Annotated in this window: 17 protein-coding genes and 3 tRNA genes; 8 read left to right on the top strand and 12 right to left on the bottom strand. The window is 68.2% G+C overall.

Annotated features, from left to right (window positions below; all coding sequences use genetic code 11):
• Positions 1–12 precede the first annotated feature (12 nt).
• From ACFE6Z_RS12000 to ACFE6Z_RS11970, 7 genes are all read right to left on the bottom strand, one after another.
• Positions 13–504: a hypothetical protein gene (locus tag ACFE6Z_RS12000; RefSeq protein ID WP_375385918.1), complete on the bottom strand. Its 492-nt coding sequence runs from the start codon at positions 502–504 to the stop codon at positions 13–15.
• Positions 480–2312, bottom strand: coding sequence for a hypothetical protein (locus ACFE6Z_RS11995; RefSeq protein ID WP_375385917.1), 1833 nt, complete (start codon positions 2310–2312; stop codon positions 480–482). Before ACFE6Z_RS11995 ends, ACFE6Z_RS12000 begins: the two co-directional genes overlap by 25 nt.
• 728 nt (positions 2313–3040) lie before the next feature.
• Positions 3041–3340, bottom strand: a complete 300-nt coding sequence (locus ACFE6Z_RS11990) for a hypothetical protein (RefSeq protein ID WP_375385916.1) — start codon at positions 3338–3340, stop codon at positions 3041–3043.
• A 100-nt stretch (positions 3341–3440) separates the two neighbouring features.
• A tRNA-Met gene (locus ACFE6Z_RS11985) sits at positions 3441–3517 on the bottom strand.
• 32 nt (positions 3518–3549) lie between these two features.
• Positions 3550–3621 (bottom strand) — tRNA-Thr (locus ACFE6Z_RS11980).
• Positions 3622–3686: 65 nt separating this feature from the next.
• Positions 3687–5117 (bottom strand): peptidoglycan DD-metalloendopeptidase family protein, encoded by a 1431-nt coding sequence (locus tag ACFE6Z_RS11975; protein ID WP_375385915.1) that lies wholly within the window; start codon positions 5115–5117, stop codon positions 3687–3689.
• Positions 5118–5315: 198 nt separating this feature from the next.
• Positions 5316–6113 (bottom strand): inositol monophosphatase family protein, encoded by a 798-nt coding sequence (locus ACFE6Z_RS11970; protein WP_375385914.1) that lies wholly within the window; start codon positions 6111–6113, stop codon positions 5316–5318.
• A 58-nt stretch (positions 6114–6171) separates the two neighbouring features.
• Here ACFE6Z_RS11970 and ACFE6Z_RS11965 point away from each other — a divergent pair, with 58 nt between their 5' ends.
• Positions 6172–7785: a phytoene desaturase family protein gene (locus ACFE6Z_RS11965; protein ID WP_375385913.1), complete on the top strand. Its 1614-nt coding sequence runs from the start codon at positions 6172–6174 to the stop codon at positions 7783–7785.
• A gap of 136 nt (positions 7786–7921) precedes the next feature.
• On the opposite strand, the gene ACFE6Z_RS11960 is transcribed toward ACFE6Z_RS11965, so the two are convergent.
• Entirely contained in the window at positions 7922–8905 is a 984-nt protein-coding gene (locus ACFE6Z_RS11960; protein ID WP_375385912.1) for a hypothetical protein, read from the bottom strand.
• A gap of 204 nt (positions 8906–9109) precedes the next feature.
• Here ACFE6Z_RS11960 and ACFE6Z_RS11955 point away from each other — a divergent pair.
• Positions 9110–9191 (top strand) — tRNA-Tyr (locus ACFE6Z_RS11955).
• A 72-nt stretch (positions 9192–9263) separates the two neighbouring features.
• On the opposite strand, the gene ACFE6Z_RS11950 is transcribed toward ACFE6Z_RS11955, so the two are convergent.
• The 3 genes from ACFE6Z_RS11950 to ACFE6Z_RS11940 form a co-directional block, all read right to left on the bottom strand.
• Positions 9264–10175 (bottom strand): PfkB family carbohydrate kinase, encoded by a 912-nt coding sequence (locus ACFE6Z_RS11950; RefSeq protein WP_375385911.1) that lies wholly within the window; start codon positions 10173–10175, stop codon positions 9264–9266.
• The gene (locus tag ACFE6Z_RS11945; RefSeq protein ID WP_375385910.1) at positions 10172–10672 is read right to left on the bottom strand and encodes an FBP domain-containing protein; all 501 of its coding nucleotides are present in this window, start codon (positions 10670–10672) and stop codon (positions 10172–10174) included. Before ACFE6Z_RS11945 ends, ACFE6Z_RS11950 begins: the two co-directional genes overlap by 4 nt.
• 275 nt (positions 10673–10947) lie before the next feature.
• On the bottom strand, positions 10948–12354 hold the full coding sequence (locus ACFE6Z_RS11940; RefSeq protein ID WP_375385909.1) for an alpha amylase C-terminal domain-containing protein: 1407 nt from the start codon (positions 12352–12354) through the stop codon (positions 10948–10950).
• A gap of 98 nt (positions 12355–12452) precedes the next feature.
• Between ACFE6Z_RS11940 and ACFE6Z_RS11935 the strand changes: the two genes are divergently transcribed.
• On the top strand, positions 12453–12941 hold the full coding sequence (locus ACFE6Z_RS11935) for a YajQ family cyclic di-GMP-binding protein (RefSeq protein ID WP_375385908.1): 489 nt from the start codon (positions 12453–12455) through the stop codon (positions 12939–12941).
• On the top strand, positions 12938–13771 hold the full coding sequence (locus ACFE6Z_RS11930) for an LLM class F420-dependent oxidoreductase (RefSeq protein ID WP_375385907.1): 834 nt from the start codon (positions 12938–12940) through the stop codon (positions 13769–13771). Before ACFE6Z_RS11935 ends, ACFE6Z_RS11930 begins: the two co-directional genes overlap by 4 nt.
• A gap of 32 nt (positions 13772–13803) precedes the next feature.
• Here the strand turns inward: ACFE6Z_RS11930 and ACFE6Z_RS11925 are convergent, their stop codons facing one another.
• Complete coding sequence (locus ACFE6Z_RS11925; RefSeq protein WP_375385906.1) at positions 13804–14796, bottom strand: glycerophosphodiester phosphodiesterase family protein; 993 nt, start codon at positions 14794–14796, stop codon at positions 13804–13806.
• 128 nt (positions 14797–14924) lie between these two features.
• Between ACFE6Z_RS11925 and ACFE6Z_RS11920 the strand changes: the two genes are divergently transcribed.
• The 4 genes from ACFE6Z_RS11920 (at position 14925) to ACFE6Z_RS11905 (ending at position 21627) form a co-directional block, all read left to right on the top strand.
• Positions 14925–15839 (top strand): Bax inhibitor-1/YccA family protein, encoded by a 915-nt coding sequence (locus ACFE6Z_RS11920; RefSeq protein WP_375385924.1) that lies wholly within the window; start codon positions 14925–14927, stop codon positions 15837–15839.
• A gap of 279 nt (positions 15840–16118) precedes the next feature.
• On the top strand, positions 16119–18698 hold the full coding sequence (locus ACFE6Z_RS11915) for a 5'-nucleotidase C-terminal domain-containing protein (RefSeq protein ID WP_375385905.1): 2580 nt from the start codon (positions 16119–16121) through the stop codon (positions 18696–18698).
• A 69-nt stretch (positions 18699–18767) separates the two neighbouring features.
• A complete protein-coding gene (ligD, locus tag ACFE6Z_RS11910; RefSeq protein ID WP_375385904.1) occupies positions 18768–20006 on the top strand; it encodes a non-homologous end-joining DNA ligase in 1239 nt (412 codons plus the stop codon).
• A gap of 28 nt (positions 20007–20034) precedes the next feature.
• Entirely contained in the window at positions 20035–21627 is a 1593-nt protein-coding gene (locus tag ACFE6Z_RS11905) for an ABC-F family ATP-binding cassette domain-containing protein (protein WP_375385903.1), read from the top strand.
• Positions 21628–21769 lie beyond the last annotated feature (142 nt).

Below are 21769 nucleotides of genomic sequence, written 5' to 3'. Positions count from 1 at the left end.
GTGTGTTTCCTTTCATAAGGAGACCCACCCCTTACACACACCATTTGACACGCTCTGAGAGTTGTAGCTGAACGACATCCCCATCGGGCCACCCAGCGTCTGCACCGTCGGCGACGCGAACGAAAGATTCGCGTTGCCATTCGCCAAGTTCACCGTCACGGGCCCGGAACTATCGAACGGCGACGGGCCGGTGGCCCCGAGACGTAGATCAACCTTCACCTTCTTGGTCCACGTGTTGAACTTGTTCTCATCGCGGCCATCCCAAGTCTGGACTAGCCACGTGTAGACGCCGCCGTCCTGCAGCGTCCCCTCAGGAACGGTCCACTTCGCGACATTGCTGACCGCGTTGACCCACCCCGAAGTCACGACGGCACCAGACTTGCCATCCGGGCCCGACGCGATCTTGAAGCGGTATCTGATCGGCTGACCATCGTTGACCGAGTCGGTGTCGGTGACCGCCCCGACCTGCAACTCGGGAGTCAAAGTGGTGAGCGTCTGGGGCACACCGGTCGATGTTCCCGGCGACGCCGTCGACTCCGACACGGTAGGTACCTGGTTCGTCGTGAAGGAAGACGCCCCGCTGATGCGCATTGTCGACTGTCCGAGATGTCCATTCGCATCGTCGTACACCCATGCGCGCCAGAAATACTGCGTACCGGGGCGCAAGAACCCGTCCGGTACCTGCCAGGTAGATCCGACACCCATCCCGAGCCCATGCTCACCGAGGTATTCGTGAACGTCGAGTCCGTCGAAATGTCGAAGCCGAACGCCTGGCCGCGTCCACCCGGGTTCGACGCGGACGCGTTCAGCGTCGGCGTGAGGCCAACGACGGCGCCGTTCGCAGGCGCACCCGTGTATGGGGTGGGATATCCCCAGTACTCGATCCAGATGTCGGCGTCGATCTGCTTGTGCGAATATGTGCTGCCCTCGTCGCCACTGATCATCCACGCTGGGCGGTCACCGACCGCGAACCTATCGGCGAGCCGCTGCGCGACCGCCCAGCCTCCGGTATCGATCCAGCCTGTACCTAGCGTGTAGTCGGTGACGTACGAACCGGTGCCGTTGTAGTCGAATGCGCTCGCATGGCGGACGTTGCCGTACATCGGCGACGTGGTGCCGTATCCGGCATAGCCGATTCCGATCTGCGCGCCGGCGATGAAGTTCCCCGGGATGCCGCCGTAGTCGAAGCCAACGATAGAACGCCAATAGCGGTTCGTGTAGTTCTCACGTGTATTGCCGACGTGCAGCACACCGCTGAAGTGCGTGCCGTCCGACTTGTACGCTTCCCGGATATACGGTCCGACATTGAACGTCGGGTCGATGCGGACAGGGTACACGCGGTCCTTGCTCTTGAGCCACTCCGCGTCTGCGGAGATCGTGTACCGCCACACGTTCACCCCGACGCCCCGTGAAAGCGTCACCTTGAGGGCGCTGGTTGCAGGCGAGCGTTCCCCATCGATGCCCGACGAATCCTCCGCGAACGGGGTCGGGATCATCATCACGACTGCGCCGCTACGGTCAAGGAGCTGTACCGCGTCGCCATCGACGAGCTTTGGCGTCAAGTCGCCGAGAGACATCCGCCACGTCCATGACGGCTTTGCACGCGACGGGACCTCGTTCAGCACGACAGTCTCTTTGACCGCGCCAGCCTGAATGTCGTACTCGAGGTCCGTCCCAGCGGCGACGCCTCGGTACGCCAGCGTGTCCTTCTCGTCCCACGGCCAGAAGGGCGACTCCGTCCGGCCCGCGCCAATACCAGTGAGCGCAAAAGAGACCAAATGACCTTGGCTCGTTACTGTGACCGCGTCGTCACGGTCCGCGCGATCCGCGAAGCGAGGACGTAGCGGGTGCACAGGAACCTGCCAACCCCCGTCGACCTTCTGGACGTCCGTCGAGATCTCGGACCACTTCCCGTCGTCGAGACGAACGTTCAGCGGCTCCTGTGAAATGCGCTGGACGTTCGCACCATCCGCGCGCTTGTACGTCGTGGTGTTCTCGGTCATCGACTCAACAGACAAACCGGCCTTATCGACCGTGCTAGTGGCGAGATCCGGAGCCTCAATCACCTTCGGATTCGGATCCATCGTCTGTACCGGCTGAGGAATTTCCTCTGGACCCGTGAATTCACCGACCGGCATGTCGGGTGTCTGGTCGACAGGTGACCCCGAGGGAAGAGCAGGAAGGTCTAGAACGCTGGAGGTGTCCTGATCATCGGGTGTGTCCGCAGTGGCAGGCACAACCTGGAGCAAACTCACGATCAGAATCCCGGCAGCAGACAGTGCGGTAGCCCGCACCCAGGTCCAGCGGTTCACGCAATCTCCTACTCCGCGGCGGCCTCGGCGCGCGAATTCTTCGGACCTGACTCCCAGGTAGGACATAAGCTACACACAGGCAAATCACAAACTGGTAATGAAATCCTCAAGATTTTTCAGCTGTGCGCGCGCCTGGGTGCGCTTAAGTACTTCTTTGAGATGATTCGCGGCGCGGACATGCAAGCGCGGCGGTTGCTTCGCGAGCTGTTCCTCGATCGCCCACCAGTGCGCGTACGCCCGTCCACCATTGTTGCGACAGATTCGGCCATCCGGAACATCGTCACGCGATGGGCGAGTGCTGCTTGCGTGGGCTTCCGATAATCCGTCGGCTCGCAATCCGGTGACCGGGTCTTCGCGTCGATAGGGTCAAAGCGTGCCTCCCACCGAGCACGGAACCCAGATCCGCCTCGCGCATGTGCTGCTCAGCGGGGGCAATGAGAATACGATGACGGCGGCCCTAATGCCGACGTTCAACGCGTTTGTCCCGAACCGTGTCGAGGCCGTGTTCGATGTCTCGCAGCTGGATGGAGGCCGACCGGACGTTACGTTGCCCGCGAGTTCACGACCCTGCGTTCTCATCAGAGCAGCTCACTGAAGCGAGAGACTACGTTTCTCAGGCGCTCGACACGTTGCTGGCGTCGCAGAAGGAACAGCAACTCCGGCTGGCCAAAGAGCTCAAGAAGCTCGACGTCAAGGAAGAGCGTCTCGTCGACCTCGTTCCCGATGGTTCACTTGCCACCGACACGCTTCGTCGTCGCCTGCGCGAAGTGCAGGTCAAGAAGCACCAGCTCAAGAATGCTCTCGCCACCACAGACGAGCAGCTCTACCAGCGCACCAACATGGTGCTCAGCTACCTCGACCTCATGGAACGACCGGACGCACTCTTCACCAGCGCCGACGGGGCCATCAAGCGCAAGCTCCTCGCCGCCTTCTTTACCCGCATCTGGGTCGACGACGATGGCCACCACGTCACTGTCCAGCGCGAATTCCAGCCGCTCCCCGCTGAAATCCGCGACGCCGTCCTTCACAGCGCGACCAAAGAAAAAAACGCCGGAGAGATCTCCGGCGCTTCTTCTATCGAACCTACAAACCTTTATCTCAAGGTCATTCGTTCGAGTGGGATTAGTCTGGTAGCGGGAGCGGGGCTTGAACCCGCGACCTCACGATTATGAGTCGTGCGCTCTCACCAACTGAGCTACCCCGCCGCACAGCATCCGCGGTCGAAACGGAAGCTCCGAGCCCCGAGACAGGATTGAACTGTCGACCCCTTCCTTACCATGGAAGTGCTCTACCACTGAGCTATCGGGGCATTCCCGGGCGAGCCCGGGCAACTAGAAGAGAATACCAGAGGCGCGCCGTCGTCAAGAATTCAGGTCAGCACACGGTGTGCTGCTGCAACCACGGCAGCGGGTCGATCGCGGTGGTGCCGCCGGCCAGGATCTCGAAGTGCGTGTGCGATCCGAACGAGTAGCCGGTGTCGCCCGTGCGACCGATGTACTCGCCGACCTCGACGGTGTCGCCGACCTGCACCTGGCGCGATCCGTATTGCATGTGGCCGTAGCGGCTGGAGACCAGCACGCCATCGACGATGTGATCGATGACGATCATGACGCCGTAGTTGCCGCCGCTGTCGGTCGAGATGCGCACGACGCCGTGGTCGATGGCCTGGATGTGCGCGCCGTCGCCGGGCGTGAAGTCGATGCCCTCGTGCATGACGCCGTCGCGCATGCCGAACCCGTAGCTCATGCCGACGCCGACCGCGAACGGCCACTGGATCGGGCAGTTGGGGTTGTTGGTGAAGACCGAGTTCGACGGCTGCGTGATGCCCGCGACACCGGCCATCTCGACGAGCGTGCCGGTCTCGAACGTGTCGTCACGCGAGATGGCTGTGTTCTGCACCTCTGCCGGCGCGACGTAGGCCTGGATCTCGCTGCCGGCGCCCGCCACGTCGCCGGCGGGGGCGACGACCGATGCCGGGGCGATGTTGCCCGTCGCGGCGGCGACGGCGGCTGCCGGCGTGGTCATGCCGACGGCGAGGAGCCCGACCAGCCCCATCACTCCGACCGAGAACGACGCGGTCGCCATCCGGCGCAAGCCGTGGCCTCGTGCCTTGCGGTGCGGCGCGGTGTGGATCGCGGTGGTCTGGCTCGCTGTGGCCCGGACCGAAGGCGAATCGATCAGCGACTGGATCGGGTTCTCCCCCGTGAAGGAGAAGAGTCTTGCCGCCCGCTCGAAGTCGTCGAGCGCAGAGTGCTCGGCAGTGGCCTCGTCGGCAGTTCCCGCGTCGGTGGCGGTCGCCGTCGCGCTCGAAAAAGTCGTGGTCGCAGCATCCCGCAGCGGTTCGGCGGCCGGCTCGAATTCCGGCTCGAGCAGCTCGAACGGCATCGCCGAAGTCTGCAACGCCTCGGCGTCGAGCGTGTCGCTCATCGCCTTCGCCGGTGCGGCCGGCTCGGTGCTCGAGGCGGCCGAGACCGCGAGTGCGTCGGCTTCGATCGGGGCATCGGGTGTCGGGATGCTGGCATCGACGCTCGTCGCCGTCTCGGCCCGCGCGTCGGCGACCGAGTCCGGCACCGTGGTGGATTCGACCGACGCACGGCGGGTACGGCGGCTGAGCGGTGCGGCGGTGTCCGAGGCCGCCGGAGCGCCGTCGGCTACACGACCCCAGACGACGGTGGGGCGGGCCGAAGTGGTTTCGCTCGCGCGGCGCCGGAGCTCTGCACGCGACGACCCTGCGGTCTCTGCCGGCGCCGTCTGGGCCGCGGGAAGGGAGCGGCTGGAGCGGCGCGTAGGCGCAGCATCAGCCAAGGAAGGATCGAAAGACAAGCGGAGGGGCTCTCAGGTCGTGGTCGCTCGGGGGGCAACGAATTCGGACTTCAGGCTCTGATCACCGGTCGTCGTTCGGGCGACGAAAGGTAACGATCGGATAAACACTACCCCGTTGACACTGAGAATGTCATGTGCGAGCGGGCCTCGACGCGTCGATTAGTTCGGCGAACCGCGAAATCACGTGGCGAGCGCGGCTGCCAGAAGTTCGTCGAAGAGGGCGGGGACTGTTGCGACCGTCATCGCGCGCCCAGGGCGACCGCCCGGCGCCCCGCCCACGACTCCCCCGGCCTCGACGACCAGGAGCGCACCGGCCGCGTGGTCCCACGGGTGGAGTCCGCGCTCGAAGTAGCCGTCCAGGCGTCCCGCGGCCACGTAGGCAAGGTCGAGCGCCGCGCTCCCGATGCGGCGCAGATCGCGCGCGAGCGGCATGACCCGTGCCACACGGGCGAGGTCGCCGGCGTGCGTCGCCGGGTCGTATCCGAATCCCGTCGCCAGCAGCGCACCTGCGGCGGACGGCTCCGCGTTCACGGCAAGCGGTTCCCCGTCGAGCCACGCGCCACGGCCACGCGCCGCCCGGAACAGTTCGCCGCTCGCAGGCCCGAACACCACGCCCGCCTCGGCGGTCCAGAGTTCGGGGTCGGGCTCGCCCGAGACGACCGCGATGCTCACGGCATAGGCGGGAATGCCGTACGCGTAGTTGACTGTCCCGTCGATCGGATCGACGACCCAGGTGAACTGGGTCGTCCCGCGCTCCGCCTCGGATTCCTCGCCGAGGAAGCCGTCGCCGGGGCGCGCTGCCGCGAGCCGCTCGCGGATCAGCGCCTCGACCTCTCGGTCTGCCTCGGTCACGATGTCGGCGAGCGCCGACTTGGTCGCCGCGATCGCGACCCCTTCCGAACGGCGACGTCGGGCGAGTTCGCCCGCTTCCCGGGCGAGTTCGACGGCGAGCGACTCCAGGTCTTCCACGGCGGGCATGCCCTCACGCTATCGGTCGCGCGGGCGCGGGATGGCAGCATCCGATTAGCGTGGGCGCATGAGCACACGCCTCTCGTCCGCCGCCTCCAGGCACGATGTCGTGATCGTCGGCGGCGGCCACAATGCGCTCGTCGCCGCCGCCTACCTCGCCCGAGCGGGCAAGAGCGTGCTGGTGCTCGAACGACTCGACCACGTCGGCGGCGCGGCGGTCTCGGAGCGCGCGTGGGAGGGAGTGGATGCTGCGCTCTCGCGCTACTCGTACCTGGTGAGCCTGCTCCCGCGACGCATCATCGACGACCTGGGCCTGCGCATCGAGCTGCGCCGTCGCCGATATTCGTCGTACACGCCCGACCCTGCCGATCCGTCGCGGGGCATCCTCGTCGACAACGCTGACGCCGACGCGACCGCCGCATCCTTCACCCGCACCACCGGCGACGCGCGAGAGGCGCAGCGGTTCGCCGACTTCCAGCGCCGCATCGGCGGTCTGGGCCCCGTTCTGTTCCCCCTCATGACCGAGCCGCTCGCCCGCCGGTCGGACGTGCGGGCGCGACTGGGCGACGACGCGCTCTGGGATCAGGTGTTCGAGCAGCCGCTCGGGGGCATGCTGCGCGTCGGCCTCGCCACCGACATCGCCCGCGGAATCGCCCTCACCGACGGCCTGATCGGCACGTTCACCTCGTCGGATGATGAGAGCCTCCGCCAGAACCGCTGCTTCGTGTACCACGTCATCGGCGGAGGGACCGGCGACTGGGATGTACCCGTCGGCGGCATGGGCCGGGTCACGGGCGAACTCGAAAGAGCCGCCCGCGAGGCGGGTGCCGAGCTGCGCACGGGCTCGCCCGTCGCATCCATCACTCCCGACGGCGAGGTGCGGGTGAGTGGCGCGCACCCCGCGACGTTCCACGGGCGGCTGGTGCTCAGCGGGGTCGGGCCCGCAATCCTCTCGGCCCTGCTGGCGGCCGGCGACGACGACGCACGAGGCGCCGCGGCGCTCGACGCCGACGAGCCCGAGGGCGCCCAGGTGAAGGTCAACATGCTCCTACGGCGGCTTCCTCGCCTGCACGACACGACGGTCGCACCCGAGGCGGCTTTCGGGGGCACCTTTCACATCAACGAGACCATGTCGCAGCTGGACGCAGCCTTCGCGACGGCGTCGAGCGGCAGCATCCCCGATCCTCTTCCGGCCGAGATCTACTACCACTCCCTCACCGACCCGTCGATCCTCGGGCCGGAGCTGCGGGCCGAGGGCGCGCAGACGCTCACGCTGTTCGGACTCCAGGTGCCGCACCGGCTGGTGAAGGGCGCGGATGCTGTCGCCATGCGCGTCGCGCTGCTGGGCGCCGCCCAGCGATCGCTGGACTCGGTCCTTGCCGAGCCCATCGCGGACTGTGTGTACGAGGCGCCGGACGGCGCGCCGTGCATCGAGGCGCGCACCACCGCCGACCTCGAGGACTCGCTCGGCATGACCGGCGGCGACATCTTCCACGGTGCGCTGTCGTGGCCGTGGGCCGAGGATGACGAGCCGCTCGAGACCCCCGGGCACCGGTGGGGCGTCGCGACCGCGCACCCGCGCATCCTCGTGTGCGGCTCAGCGTCGCGTCGCGGCGGCGCCGTCAGCGGACTCGGTGGGCACAGCGCGGCGATGGCGGCCCTCGAGGTGCTCGGGGGCTGACCGCGCGCTCGCGGCCCGCGGCGTCGCGGCCCGAGCCGCTGCGCCCGAGAAACCACCTTCCCGTCGAGACACCCCGCGTTGCGGGTGGTCTCGACGGGAATGTGGTTTCTCGGGTCGGTCTGGCCGGCTCGACGGGCTACTGCTGCGGCGGGAGCGGCGGAGGCGGCGGGTAGCCCTGGTAGGCGAGCGGGGCGGGCGGGGCAGCCTGAACGGCCGGGGGCGGTGTAGTCGGTGCGACCCACCCGGTGGCCACCGCGGCCGGCTGCGCCGCCACGGGGGTGGGCGTCTGAGGCTCGGGAGCCGCCCACTGCGGGGGCACCGGCTGGACGGGGGCGATCGCCTGGGGCGGGGTGGACGGGTACCCGGTGTAGTACGCGTTCCAGTCGGGCGTGCCGTCGGGCAGCACAGGCAGCGGGGTCGCGCCGTCGACGTACGTCGGCCAGGCGACCGGGGCGTACTGCGGCGGGCCGGAGACGGGCACGCGCGGAGTCTTCGGCGCGAACAGCACGTTCATGAGCGGGATCAACGCCGTACCGACCGCCGCGAGGATCGTGACGGCGACGACGACCCGCCAGTATCCGTCCACGAAGTCGACGTAGTCGCTGAGCATGAGTGGCAGCACCAGCAGGAGCGCGAGCACCGCGACGAATCCGATCGTGATGTACGCGATCGTGCTCGTGAACGTCGTGACGTGACGCTGGAACGACCTCGCAAAGAGGCGCACGTGCAGCACGGCGAGCTGCAGGATCAGGATGATGACGAGGAACGCGAAGAACCGACCCACACCGAAGCTGAAGGGTGGCTCAGGCATCCAGATCATGAATGCCCCGATGAGCAGGGTCACGACCCACACGATCATGCTCGTCAGCGCGAACCACGCCGGGCGGCGCGGTGCGAGGTGCGCGTCGAGGATCGCGACGCCGGCGAAGGCCGCCAGCAGCAGGATCGTCAGGAAGGCGCGCCCGATGATGCCATCGGCCGAGCCGACCAGCACCCAGACGACGCAGACGAGAGCGGCCGCGATGAGCGCCCCTATCGCGACCCAGATCGCGATGCGCATGAGCGAGGTGGGCGCGCCGTCTGCGGGCGGCGTGGGGGGCTGTGGGGCGGGCGCACTCATGGCGATCCTCTCTCGGCGCGGGTCTTCACCCGCCCGATCATCCTGGCACGGCGGACAACGCGAGCGGGAGGAATGCGCACGAGCGAGGAGGGATGCCGCGACCCGGCCGACCTGGGGAGGAGTCGATTTCGACGACTCCGCGAGTCGTTGTAATATGGGTGATCGCGCCTCCGATCGACTGAGAAAGCCGGGCGGATGCGTTCTGGCGAGTTACCCAAGCGGCCAAAGGGATCTGACTGTAAATCAGCCGGCGTAGCCTCCGGGGGTTCGAATCCCTCACTCGCCACGTACACCACTCGAGAAAAGCCCCGGTCAGCTGCGAATCGCAGCGCCGGGGCTTTCGCGTTCCACGACGCGGTCAGGTGCCGATGCGGTCGAGGTCGGTGCCCTCCAGCGAAGACGGGAGCCGCAGCAGCGCCCCTTCGAACCGGCAGGTCGCCGCCGCCACATCCATCGCGTACTGCAGCACCGCCCCCCAGTCGTCATCGCCGGCCGGGGCGCCGCCCACCAGGGCTGCCGCAACGACGGCGAGGACAGCATCCCCGCCGCCCATCGTGTCGACGACGTCGCCGGCAAGGTGTGTGATCGGTCGCGTGACCACGATCTCGCCTGCCTCGATGGATGCTCCGCTCGCGCCCTGCGTCGCCACCACCGCATCGACTCCGAGGTCGACGAGGCGGGCGCGCAGCTGGTCGAGCGGTGCGTCGTACAGGAGCGCGGCATCGTCGTCGCCGACCTTCACGAGCGTGGCGCGGGCGGCGAGCGCCTCGAAGCCGCGGACGAACTCGATGCGGTCGGTCAGCATCCCCGACCGCGGATTGGGATCGATCGCGAGCCGCGCCCCGCCGACGGCGGCGGCGAGCTCGAGCGTCTGGGCGACGTCGTCGAACGGGAAGCAGCTGACCACGACGACGGGGGCATCCGCGATCGCGGCGAGCTCGGCTTCTCCGAATCGCACACGCCGGTTCTGTGCCGCCTCGTTGAACTCGTAGTGGGGCTCGGCTCCGCCGGAGCGCACGCTGACCGCGCGCGACGACCCGTAGAGCGAGGGCGAGGCGAGCAGCTCTACGTCGAAGTCGGCGAGATAGCTGCGGATGTGCGCGCCCGCCTCGTCGTCGCCGACCATCGCGATGAGGGTCGCCGGCACGCCCAGTCGAGAGATGCCGACCGCGACGTTGAGCGCGGCACCGCCGACGAACTCGCGCACGCCGTGGTCGTCGCGCAGCTCGTCGATGAGGGCATCGCCGATGACCACCACGCGGTCGCTCATGCCTCGCTCCGCACCGAATCAAGCACGCGCTCGACGAACGCCTCCGTGCGGCGGCGAGTGCCGTCGATGCGCCGGTCGACGCTCGTGCGGATCTCGTTCGGCGCGAGCGGGGCGGCGAGCCGCACATTCTCATGACACGAGAGGTCGGCGCACATGTAGGTGCCCACGGTGTCTCCGTCTCTGCCCGCGTCACCGGCCTTGCGCGCGGTGAACAGCGACACCTGGTCGGCGGGCTGCATCGTGTGACACAGGTTGCACAGGCCCGAGCGTGCCCTCGATGTGGTCTCAGCCGCGCGCAGGACGATCCCGACGGTGTGGCCGTCGACCTCGATGAGGAGGTATCCGCGGCCCCGCGTGTGGGGATCGCGCCACGCCAGGAAGTCGAGATGGTCCCAATCCGTCAGCACGAAATCGGGCGCTACCGCGACCAGGCGAAGGTCGTCCTGGGTCGCGTTGACGAACGACTCGCGAACGCCTTCCTCCGTCATGGGGCGCATGCAACCTCCTCGCGTCTGCAGCAAGTCTACGAACGAGGGATGCTGCCGCCACCCTTCGCCGCCGCTCAGGCGTGAGCATCGACGACGCATGTCCGCCAGCTGGCGGACATCGCCAGACAAAATCGCCGTCTCACCGACATGTCGTTCTGGGGAACGCGACCGTGTCTGCGAGATGGTCGATGCGCGAGCGCATGTCCGCCAGTTGGCAGGCATGCGCTGTCACCGAGCGGCATTCGGCGACCGACTCGGGCCGATCTGGTGGTCGGGCGGCGTCGTCAGGGCGCGCGGCTGCCGAGATGGATCGCCGCCGCGCTCAGCGCGGGCAGGTGGAAGGTGACCGAACCGTTGTCGACCTCGTAGATCTCACCCGCGCACGCGCCGTCGGCAGCAGCATCCGCCCCGCCGGTGATGACGTCGCAGTACTCGCCGTCGGGCATCGAGGTGGGCACGATCACCCACCCCTCGGTGCCGCCCGGGTTGACGGCGACGACGCCGCGCCCCGCCCGCTCGAACCCGTACAGATCGCCGCCCTTGGAAGCAGCCAGTCGTGGCGCATCGCCGACGGCCGAACGCCAGGCGAGCATGCCGCTGATGGCCGTCCATGCCTGCGCACACGTGCGGTCGCCATCGACGAGGCCGTTGCGCGGCTCGGTCAGCCCTGCGCACGACGCGGGCAGCACGTCGCCGTCGGCGGACGCCGACGGACCGGCATCCCGCGACCGGAACGCGTACCCCGACGAGATCATGGGCGTGCCGTAGTCGTCGGCGAGGGTGAGCACGTTCGCGAGCAGGTACAGCGGCCCGTCACGGTAGGTGATTCCCGCGTCGCCGCGCTCGGAGACGTGATCGTCGACGAAGACGACAGCGGATGCCGAGGGCACATGCGCGGAGCGAGGATCGACCAGCGCGGGGTCGTGCAGGGCGCCGGTGGACAGCTGCGCACTGAGATCGCGCCCGTACTGGTACTCGAAGATGCGACTCGTGCCGGCGTAGGTCTCCCGGACGGGAACCTCGGAGCCGCTGTCGGTGAGATCGCTCATGAGGATGGTGCCCGACGGCAGTGCGTCGGCGATCGCCTGCACCTCGTCGGCGGCGACGGGCGTGGTGCCGGCGATGCCGAACGTGCCGTCGATGCCGATCGCCCCGTCGATCCGGAAGCCGGAGACCCCCAGGGCGAGCAGGTCTTCGAGGTAGGCGACGAACTCCGCGGGCGCGACCGCCGACGTCGGCGACACGGTCGGCGAGGGCGAGGGCGAGGGCGAGGGCGACGGCGCAGCGGTCGCCTTATCTGCGGCGGCACCCTCCCCCGGCGGGCTCACGATCACCGCACTGGCGATCACCTCGATCCCTGCCGCGTTGCAGCGCGTGACCATGTCGGCGAACTCGTCTCGCGTGCCGAGCTTCGAGTCGATCGTGTACCCGTCGGGTTGATAGGAGGTCCACCACTGATCGCCCGCCGCGTGCTGCTGCGCGGGCGAGGTGAGCACCCAGGCGAACCCGTTGGGCCCCACGGTCGTCTCGCACTCCTGCGCGACCGAGGTCCACGGCAGTTCGAACAGCTCGACTCCGACGTCGGGTGCCGCGTCCGCAGCGACGACGGGCGCCGGGGGCGGCGCCGTGCATGCCGTCAGCGCGAGCGCTGCGACCGCGAGCGCCGCCAGGGCAGATGTCGTGCGGAACATATCCGCTTCACGCTACCGGCACCGCGGCGGTCGAAGATGTGCGATCGCAGCAAGAGTCGCAGGATGCGGCATCCGACCCCGCCGTTAGACTTGCGGCCATGGCTGATTCCTCATTCGACATCGTCTCCAAGGTGGATCACCAGGAGGCGGAGAACGCCCTGAACCAGGCCCGCAAAGAGATCGAACAGCGCTACGACTTCAAGGGCACCGGCGCCTCGGTCGAGTGGAGCGGCGAGACGGTGCTCATCAAGGCGAGCACCGAGGAGCGCGCACTTGCCGTGCTCGACGTGTTCCAGTCCAAGCTCATCAAGCGAGGCATTTCGCTGAAGAGCCTCGAGTCGGGCGAACCCTTCGCGAGCGGCAAGGAGTACCGCATCTCGTCCACGATCAAGGACGGCATCTCGCAGGAGAATGCCAAGAAGATCGGCAAGATCATCCGCGACGAAGGCCCCAAGGGCGTGAAGTCGCAGATCCAGGGCGATGAGCTGCGCGTGCAGTCCAAGAGCCGCGACGACCTTCAGGAAGTGCAGCGGCTCCTCAAGGCCGCCGACCTCGACGTCGATCTCCAGTTCACCAACTACCGGTGAGCCGGTCGCTGGGCACCGTCGGAGTCTGGCGCGGCTACAGCGCGATCGACGCCTCGATGGCCGCATCCATCGAGGCACTGGGCTACGGTGCGATCTGGCAAGGCAGCTCGCCCCCCGCAGACCTCCGCGCGGCCGAGCAGCTTCTCGACGGCACGGAGCGCCTCGTGGTGGCGACGGGCATCGTGAACATCTGGAAATCCGATCCGGTCGAGCTCGCCGCATCATTCCACCGCATTGAGGCGCGTCACCCCGGGCGGATGCTGCTGGGTATCGGCACGGGGCACCGTGAGGCGACGCCGGAACGGGTGCGACCGATAGCGGGCATGAACGCGTTTCTGGATGTGCTCGATGAGCGCGGCGTGCCCACCGACGCGCGGGTGCTGTCGGCGCTCGGGCCCCGGATGATCGAGGTCGCCGCGAACCGGAGCGCGGGAACACATCCGTATCTCACCGTTCCCGCCCAGACCACCGAGGCCCGTACCGCGCTCGGCCCCGACGCGATCGTGGCGCCCGAGCAGACGGTCGTGCTCGACTCGGATGTCGCGCAGGCCAGGGCGACGGCGCGGAGATTCCTCGCCACCTACCTCACGATGAGCAACTACACCTCCAACATGCAGCGCGGCGGGTTCGCAGACGACGACATCGCCGCGCCCGGCAGCGATCGACTGGTCGACGAGATCGTCGCACACGGAACCGCGGACGATCTCGCCACCGCGGTACGCGCTCACCTGGATGCCGGGGCGAATCATGTGTGCGTGCAGGTGCTGCCCGCGAACTCCGACGTGCTGCCTGCGCTGACGCAGATCTCGGGAGCGCTCGGCCTGCGCTGACCCTCGTCGATCAGCATGACGAATGGATGCTGTCAGCCGCCGAAGAACGCCACCCCGAGGTCGGCGTGGTCGACGAAGACGCCATCGATGCCGGCATCCCGGATGATCGCCCACTCTCCCTCGTAGTCGCCGAAGGCCGCCTCGGCCGCGCCGCGACGGAACCGAGCAGTCAGGAAGGCGTTCTCTGGCCGGCACGTCCAGGTGTAGACCTGCAGGCCCCGGTCATGCGCGTCGGCGACCACCCGTGAGCCGGCGGCCGACCCGACGATCATCGCCTTGTCGATGCTGATCCCGTCGAACCGGCCGGCCAACAGGTCGAGCCCCGCGGGCGCGGCGGTCTGCAGATAGGTCGGTGCCGCGTCTCCGTCACGCTCGACGAGGTCGAAGGGGCGTCCCTCCGCGGCGAGCAGATAGATGTACGAGGCGACGATGCCGCGCTCGCTCACCTGCTCGAGCACGGTCGATTCGAACGACTCGATCACGAGCGACAGTTCACCGCTCCCCCAGCCCGCGGCGCGCAGCTCGGCATCCACGAGTCCGGCGACATCCCACCCGAGCGCGGCGAGATACGTCGCGTGCTTGATCTCGAGCACCACGCCGATCGGGCGCCCGCGCTCCTGTCCGGCCTCCCGCACGAGGTCGAGCAGGTCGCGCAGCCGCAGCATCGGCTGCTCATCGTCGAACGATGCGCTCCCGGGCCGGAGCACCGGCAGGCGCTCCCGGCAGCGGAGCGTGGCCAGCTCGTCCCACGTGAAATCCTCGACGAACCAGCCCGTGAGCGCCTCGCCGTCGACGGATCTGATCGTGCGGCGATCGGCGAACTCCGGATGCTGCGCCACATCCGTCGTCGATCCGATCTCGTTCTCGTGCCGCACGACCAGCACACCGTCTTTCGAGACGACGACGTCCGGCTCGACAGCATCCACCCCCCTCGCGATCGCAAGCTCGTACGAGGCGCGCGTGTGCTCGGGCCGATAGCCCGGGGCACCGCGATGCCCGATCACGAGCGGTCGGGTGCGGGCCACGGCTTCAGGCTAACGGCGCACGGCCTCTGGGCGCACTGTCAGGCACCGCCTGCGATCCGCGAGCGGCCGTCGGCTATCGTGGATATGCAGCACAGGGCTGTGAAACCCTACTTTGGAGTGTGAGAGCAGTGGCCCTCAACAACCCCGCGTTCAACAACCCGGCCTTCCAGGACAAGAAGGCGGGTCAGCAGTACCCGACCAACACCCCGCCGGCGGCATACAGCACGCAGACCGCGTCGGCCCAGCACGCGACGGTCGATGCCGCCGCCAACGCCCGGCTCGAGGGCGCCTTCGCCGCCCCGCCCGCCGGAGCGATCGAAACCGGTCGGATGACGATCGAAGACACCGTCTGGAAGACGGTCGGCCTGTTCGCGATCCTGCTGGTCACCGCGGCCGTCGGATGGTTCTGGACTCTGGGCGGGACCTCGACGACCCAGCCCGCCGCCCTGAACATCCTCCCGTGGATCGTCGGCGCGCTCGGTGGCTTCGTGCTCGCGATGGTCGTCATCTTCACGTCGCGCAAGAAGATCCGCCCCGCGCTGATCTTCGCGTACGCCGCGTTCGAGGGCCTGTTCATCGGTGGCATCTCCGCGTTCTTCGAGGTGCAGTTCCAGGGCATCGTCCTGCAGGCCACGCTCGCGACGATCTCGGTCGTCGGCGTGACGCTGGCGCTCTTCGCGAGCGGCAAGGTCCGCGCATCCAAGAAGGCCACCAAGGTCTTCATGATCGCGATGATCGGCTACCTCGTGTTCTCGCTCATCAACGTCGGCCTGATGATCTTCAACGTTCCGATCGCCGGCGGTGCGTTCGGCCTGCTGAGCAACAAGATCTTCGGCATCCCGCTGGGACTGATCATCGGTGTGGTCGTCGTGATCATGGCGGCGTACTCGCTGGTGCTCGACTTCGACAACGTGCAGCAGGGCGTGCGCAACGGCGCTCCCCGTGAGTACGCGTGGCTCGGCGCCTTCGGCATCATGGTCACCGTCGTGTGGCTGTACGTCGAGATCCTGCGGATCCTCGCCATCGCGCGCGGCAGCAACTAGACACGAGCCGGATCACCGCGCAGTACCTCCCGATGGGGCCGTCCGAAAGGGCGGCCCCATCGTCGTTTCCGCTGACCGCGCCCCGCCTACCCCGTCGCGTAACCTGCCGTTTCCTTGTAGGTCGCCGAGGTTCTGGCTAGCGTCGATCGCGCCGGACATCGCGCGACGCTCACGTCGCTCCCTCGTCTGGATGCTCCGGCCTCCCTCCCCCAGCAGCACCGGACCGAAAGCAGAACGATGGCAATTCGCAGTGTTCGAAATCACAGTGGCAGAACCGGGATGCGCGTCGGCGCGAGCGCAGTAGCGCTCGCCGCCGGGGTCGCGTTGGTGGGCATCGCAGTCCCCGCCCAGGCCGCCGACCCGATCACCCTCAACATCCTCACCGTCAACGATTTCCACGGTCGCATCAACAGCAGCACCGTGCAGTTCGCCGGCACGATCGAGGGTCTGCGCGCGGCGGACGGCGCGAACGGCGCCAACACGCTGCTGGTCGGCGCGGGCGACTTCATCGGGGCCTCCGAGTTCACCTCGGCCAGCGCCCAGGACCAGCCGACGATCGACGTCTTCAACGAACTCGGGATGGTGGCCTCTGCGGTCGGCAATCACGAATTCGACCAGGGCTGGGCCGACCTGAGAGATCGCGTCGTGGCCAACAAGACGAACGCCAAGTGGGATTACCTCGGCGCCAACGTGTATCTCACGGGCACCGAGACCCCCGCTCTGCCCGAGTACGGCATCTACCAGGCCGGCGGCCTCAATGTCGCGGTCATCGGCGTAGTCACCCAGGAGACCCCGACCCTCGTCTCACCCAGCGGCGTGAGCGGGCTGACGTTCGGCGATCCCGTTGCGGCGATCAACCGCGTCGCCGACCGGCTCACCGACGGTGACCCGGCCAACGGCGAGGCCGACGTGCTCATCGCCAGCGTCCACGAGGGTGCGACCGACGGCGCGCAGTCGCTGGCGGCCAATGAAGTACTCAGCCCCGTCTTCGCGAACATCGTGAACACCACCTCACCCAAGGTGGCCGCGATCATCAACGGCCACACCCACCAGACCTACGCCTACCAGGCACCGGTCCCGGGCTCGACGACCGGTCAGACGCGTCCCGTTCTCCAGACCGGCAACTACGCCACGAACGTGGGCCAGATCCAGCTCACGGTCGAGCGCGACAGCAAGACGGTGAGCGGCTATACCGTCAAGAACGTCCCGCGGGTCACGACCGACGCCGCCACGCTCATCGGCCAGTACCCGTCGCTGCAGGCGGTGAAGACGACCGTCGACAACGCGATCGCGGCCGCTGCCGTGATCGGCAATCGGCCGGTCGGCACGCTCACGGCCGACATCACCACGGCCATCCCGAATCCGGCCGCCCCGCCATCGACGTCGAACCGCGACGACCGGGCGAAGGAATCGACGCTCGGCAACCTCGTCGCCGACGCCCTGCTCGCCACGCTCTCGCCACCCGATCGCGGCGGCGCGCAGATCACCGTCGTCAACCCCGGCGGCCTCCGGGCCGAGCTGCTCTACGCGAAGTCCGCGGCGAACGCCGCCGACGCAGACGGCACGATCCTCTACGCCGAAGCGAACGGCATCCTTCCCTTCATCAACAACCTCGCCACGGTCGACATGACCGGCGCTCAGGTCAAGACCATGCTCGAGCAGCAGTGGCAGCGCGACGCGGCCGGAAACATCCCCTCGCGGCCGTACCTGCAGCTCGGCACGAACACGGGCTTCACCTACACGTTCGACGCCGCCCTGCCCGAGGGCAGCCGGATCACGTCGATGATGCTCAACGGCGCACCGATCGACCCGGCGACCACCTACCGCATCGGCACGTTCACGTTCCTCACGGGCCTGGGCACGACGGCGTCCGGCGGTGGCGACAACTTCCGCGTGTTCACGCAGGCGACGAACCTGCGCGATTCGGGCCTGATCGACCGTGACGCGTGGATCGCCTACCTCGGCGCGCACCAGCCGGTCAGCCCGAGCTTCGCGAAGCACGGGGTGTCGGTGTCGGGGCTGAATACGTCGCCGGCGGCCGGATCGACGCAGTCGTTCTCGGTCTCGAACCTCGACCTGACCAGCTCGGGCGCTCCGGCGAACACCACGCTCACCGCATCCTTCGGCCCGTCCGCCGACGGAGTGGGCGCGGTGCCGGTGGGCACGGCGACCGTGACCGGCGGTGCAGCGACCCTGTCGATCACGCTGCCGACCACCGCGTCGGGTGCGGGCTACCTGATCCTCGACGCGGCACCCTCGGGCACCCGCTCGATCATCCCGCTCCAGGTCAGCCTGCCCGCCAGCACGGTCACCGCGACCGCCGCACCCGCGCAGTACGGGACGGGCGCGAAGATCGCCGTGACCGTCGCCTCCCCCGGCCAGACGCCCACGGGCACGGTGACGGTGACGGATGCCGGGGGCGCAGCCCTCGGCAGCGCCACGCTGGCGGCGGGCAAGGCCACGGTGACGCTCGGCCGCACGGCGCTTGCGCCGGGCACCCAGACCCTGACGGTGACCTACTCCGGATCCACGACCATCGCCCCGTCGTCTACGACGGTCGATGTCGTGGTGGCCAAGGCGAAATCCAGCACGTACGCGCTGAACACGAGCTTCATCGTCCGCAAAGGACAGCTCTCGAACGTGCTCGTCGTGAGCGTCGCGAACGGCGTTGCGGTGGATGGGCAGGTCACGGTCAGCTACAACGGCCAGACCGTCGGCACCGGAACGATCTCCAACGGAACCGCGAACGTGCAGGTCGCCGGCTTCCCGAGCTGGGGGCTCAAGATCCTGACGGTCAGCTATGCGGGCTCCGACACAGTGGCAGGATCGAAGGCCACCGCGGCCGTGCTGGTCTTCTAGCGCCTGGTCTGCCTCTTATCACGCCTGCCACGCTGGCCCGCAGCATCCCCTGCGGCTAGCGTGGCAGGCGTGAGTCCTGCTGCGCGCAAAGACACCACGATCGACGTCGCGGGCCGCGAGGTGCGCATCTCGAGCCCCGACAAGATCGTCTTCCCCGAGCCGGGCATCACGAAGCTCGCGCTCGTCGAGTACTACCTCTCGGTGGCCGAGGGTGCATTGCGGGGAGCGGGCGGGCGCCCGATGGTGCTCAAGCGCTTCGTGAAGGGCATCGCGCAGGAGGCGTTCTTCCAGAAGCGCGTGCCCGAGAACCACCCCGACTTCATCGACACCGCCACGCTGCACTACGCGCGCGGAACTTCGGCCGAAGAGACCGTGATCCGGGATGCCGCGGGCCTGGCCTGGGTGATCAACCTCGGCTGCCTCGACCTGAACCCTCACCCTGTCCGCGCAGAAGACCTCGATCACCCCGACGAGCTCCGGGTCGACCTCGACCCCATGCCCGGCGTGGATTGGAGCCAGATCGTCGACGTCGCGATGGTCGCCCGCGAGGTGCTCGACGATCATGGCCTCGTCGGCTGGCCGAAGACCAGCGGATCCCGGGGCCTTCACATCGTCGTGCGCATCCGGCCCGAGTGGGACTTCCGGCAGGTGCGCCTGGCCGCGGAGACGCTCGCGCGCGAGGTGGAGAATCGAGCGCCCGGGCTCGCGACCGCGCGGTGGTGGAAGGAGGAGCGCGGCGAGAGCGTGTTCGTCGACTTCAATCAGAACGCGAAAGACCGGACCGTGGCATCCGCCTACTCAGTGCGTCCGCTGCCGGACGCCCGCGTCTCGACGCCGCTCGGGTGGGACGAGGTGCGGCTGCGCCGCCCCGAGGAGTTCACGGTGCTGACGGTGCCGGAGCGCTACGCCGAGATCGGTGACCCGCACGCCGGCATCGACGACGCCGTCGGCTCGCTCGGCGGGCTGCTCGCGCTCGCGACACAGCTCGGCCCGGCCGAGAAGCCTCCGCGCGCCGGCGACGGCTCGGGCCGGCGCGCCTCGACCATGCCGCTCATCGAGGTGGCCCGCACCAAGACCAAACCCGAAGCGCTCGCAGCCCTCGCGGAGTGGCAGTCGCAGCATCCGTCCGTGTCCGGGATGCTGCAACCCGCCGACGTGCTCGTCGACGGCATGCGCGGGTCGAGCTCGCTCTGGTACCGCGTGCGGGTGAATCTGCAGCATGTGCCCGAGGCGGAGCGCCCGGAGCAGGGCGAACTGCTCGCCGACTACGACCCGTGGGCCGGGAAGACCTGGCCGGGCCGCGAGTAGGCGGCGCGCGCACGTAGTCTGGACCCCTGTGAGCCTCATCCGCCTGAACGACGTGAGCAAGGACTACGACGGCCGGCTGGTGGTCCGCGACGCCTTCCTGAAGCTGCGAGCCGGCGACCGGATCGGGCTGATCGGCAAGAACGGCACGGGCAAGTCCACGCTCCTCGAGCTGATCCTCGGGCGTCAGGAGCCGACGGCCGGCACGGTCGACGTCTCGCTCGGCACGACGATCGGCTACTTCTCGCAGTTCTCCGAGCTCGACGGCGAGCAGAGCATCCTCGAAATCCTGAGCGCGCACTTCGCCGACGTGCACCGCACGCAGGCGCGCCTCGACGAGATCGGCCTGCTGTTCGCCGAGCCGATGGCCGATGTCGAGATGAACCGGCTGCTCGCCGAACAAGGTGAGCTGCTCGAGGCGATGGACCGCCTCGGCGCGTGGACCTACGAGAACACGATCGACACGGTGCTCACCCGGCTCGGCTTCGACGACGAGCGACGATCGCTGCCCGTCGGTCGCCTGTCGGGCGGATGGGGCAATCGCGCCGCGCTGGCGCTGCTGCTCATCCAGAACCCCGATGTGCTGCTGCTGGACGAGCCGACCAACTTCCTCGACCTCGAGGGCGTGAAGTGGATCGAGGGGTGGCTGCAGAATTTCGCCGGAGCCGTGCTCGTCATCTCGCACGACCGGCAGTTCCTCGACGGTGTCGTCACTCGGATCATCGAGATCGAGAACAACCGCCTGCAGGAGTACGAGGGCGATTACTCCGACTACGTGCAGGCCAAGCAGTCGCGGCTCAAGATGCTCGAGAAGCAGTTCGCGCACGAGGAGGAGCTGCTCGCCTACGAGCAGGCGGCGAGCGCCGCACGCCGCGAGGCGGCCCGGAATCCGTCGAACGCGATCGCCCGGCGCCTGGCCGACATCAAGAAGAAGCAGGCACCGCGCCCGATCGACCAGATCATCACCGGCATCTACGAGGGCCTGCGCGTGAGCAACGACCTGCTCACCGTCGAAGGCCTCGGCAAGGGATTCGGCGGCGAGCCGCTCTTCGAAGGGCTCACCTTCAGCCTCCACCGCGGCGACCGGGTGGCAGTTCTCGGGTCGAACGGGTCGGGCAAATCGACGTTGCTGGAGGTGCTGACCGGCGAGACGACCCCGGATTCCGGTACCGTGCGGTGGGCCAAGGGCGCCCGGTTCGTGTCATACAACCGGGTGTTCGCCGAACTGAACCTCCAAGACACGGTCGGGCACGCCGTGGGCGCCTACCCCGATTCGCTCGCGTTCTTGGCGACCAAGAAGAGCGTCGCGCGATTCCTCGCGATGCTGCAGTTCTCCGAGGCCGACCTGCACGCGCGCATCGGCACCCTCTCGGGCGGGCAGCGCGCGCGCGTCGCGATCGCCCAGTGCCTCCTGTCGGGCGCCGCCGTCATCATCCTCGATGAGCCGACCAACCACCTCGACATCACGAGCACTCAGGTGATGGAGCGCGCCCTCGCGCATTTCCCCGGTGCGGTGGTCGTCGTCAGCCACGACCGGTTCTTCGTCGACAAGCTGGCCGACCGCCTTCTGATCTTCGACGGCACGCCGAACGTGCGCGAGACCGCGGCCACCGGAGCCCTCTGACCGATCGGAGCCCACGGCCTCTCGGCCCGGTGTGTCGCAACTCCGCCTGAGCGGGGATTCCCTCACGGGGTTCCCCTGGATTGGTCGCGCTGGCCTTCAGACGGTGAGCGGCTCAGGCGGAGTTATGACACAGCCACCCACC

Source organism: uncultured Microbacterium sp., from assembly GCF_964244775.1.
Taxonomy (GTDB): Bacteria; Actinomycetota; Actinomycetes; order Actinomycetales; family Microbacteriaceae; genus Microbacterium.
The sequence above is the reverse complement of the archived record's forward strand: the minus strand, read 5'-3'. Positions and strand labels throughout refer to the sequence as shown.

What these genes read in the sequence shown, in the direction of transcription:
- ACFE6Z_RS11965 (WP_375385913.1), top strand. Translation starts at nt 6,172, where the DNA reads ATGAGCACACGCCTCTCGTCCGCCGCCTCCAGGCACGATGTCGTGATC.
- ACFE6Z_RS11940 (WP_375385909.1), bottom strand. Translation starts at nt 12,354, where the DNA reads ATGTTCCGCACGACATCTGCCCTGGCGGCGCTCGCGGTCGCAGCGCTC.
- ACFE6Z_RS11935 (WP_375385908.1), top strand. Translation starts at nt 12,453, where the DNA reads ATGGCTGATTCCTCATTCGACATCGTCTCCAAGGTGGATCACCAGGAG.
- ACFE6Z_RS11915 (WP_375385905.1), top strand. Translation starts at nt 16,119, where the DNA reads ATGCGCGTCGGCGCGAGCGCAGTAGCGCTCGCCGCCGGGGTCGCGTTG.
- ACFE6Z_RS11960 (WP_375385912.1), bottom strand. Translation starts at nt 8,905, where the DNA reads ATGAGTGCGCCCGCCCCACAGCCCCCCACGCCGCCCGCAGACGGCGCG.
- ACFE6Z_RS11970 (WP_375385914.1), bottom strand. Translation starts at nt 6,113, where the DNA reads ATGCCCGCCGTGGAAGACCTGGAGTCGCTCGCCGTCGAACTCGCCCGG.
- ACFE6Z_RS11945 (WP_375385910.1), bottom strand. Translation starts at nt 10,672, where the DNA reads ATGCGCCCCATGACGGAGGAAGGCGTTCGCGAGTCGTTCGTCAACGCG.
- ACFE6Z_RS11950 (WP_375385911.1), bottom strand. Translation starts at nt 10,175, where the DNA reads ATGAGCGACCGCGTGGTGGTCATCGGCGATGCCCTCATCGACGAGCTG.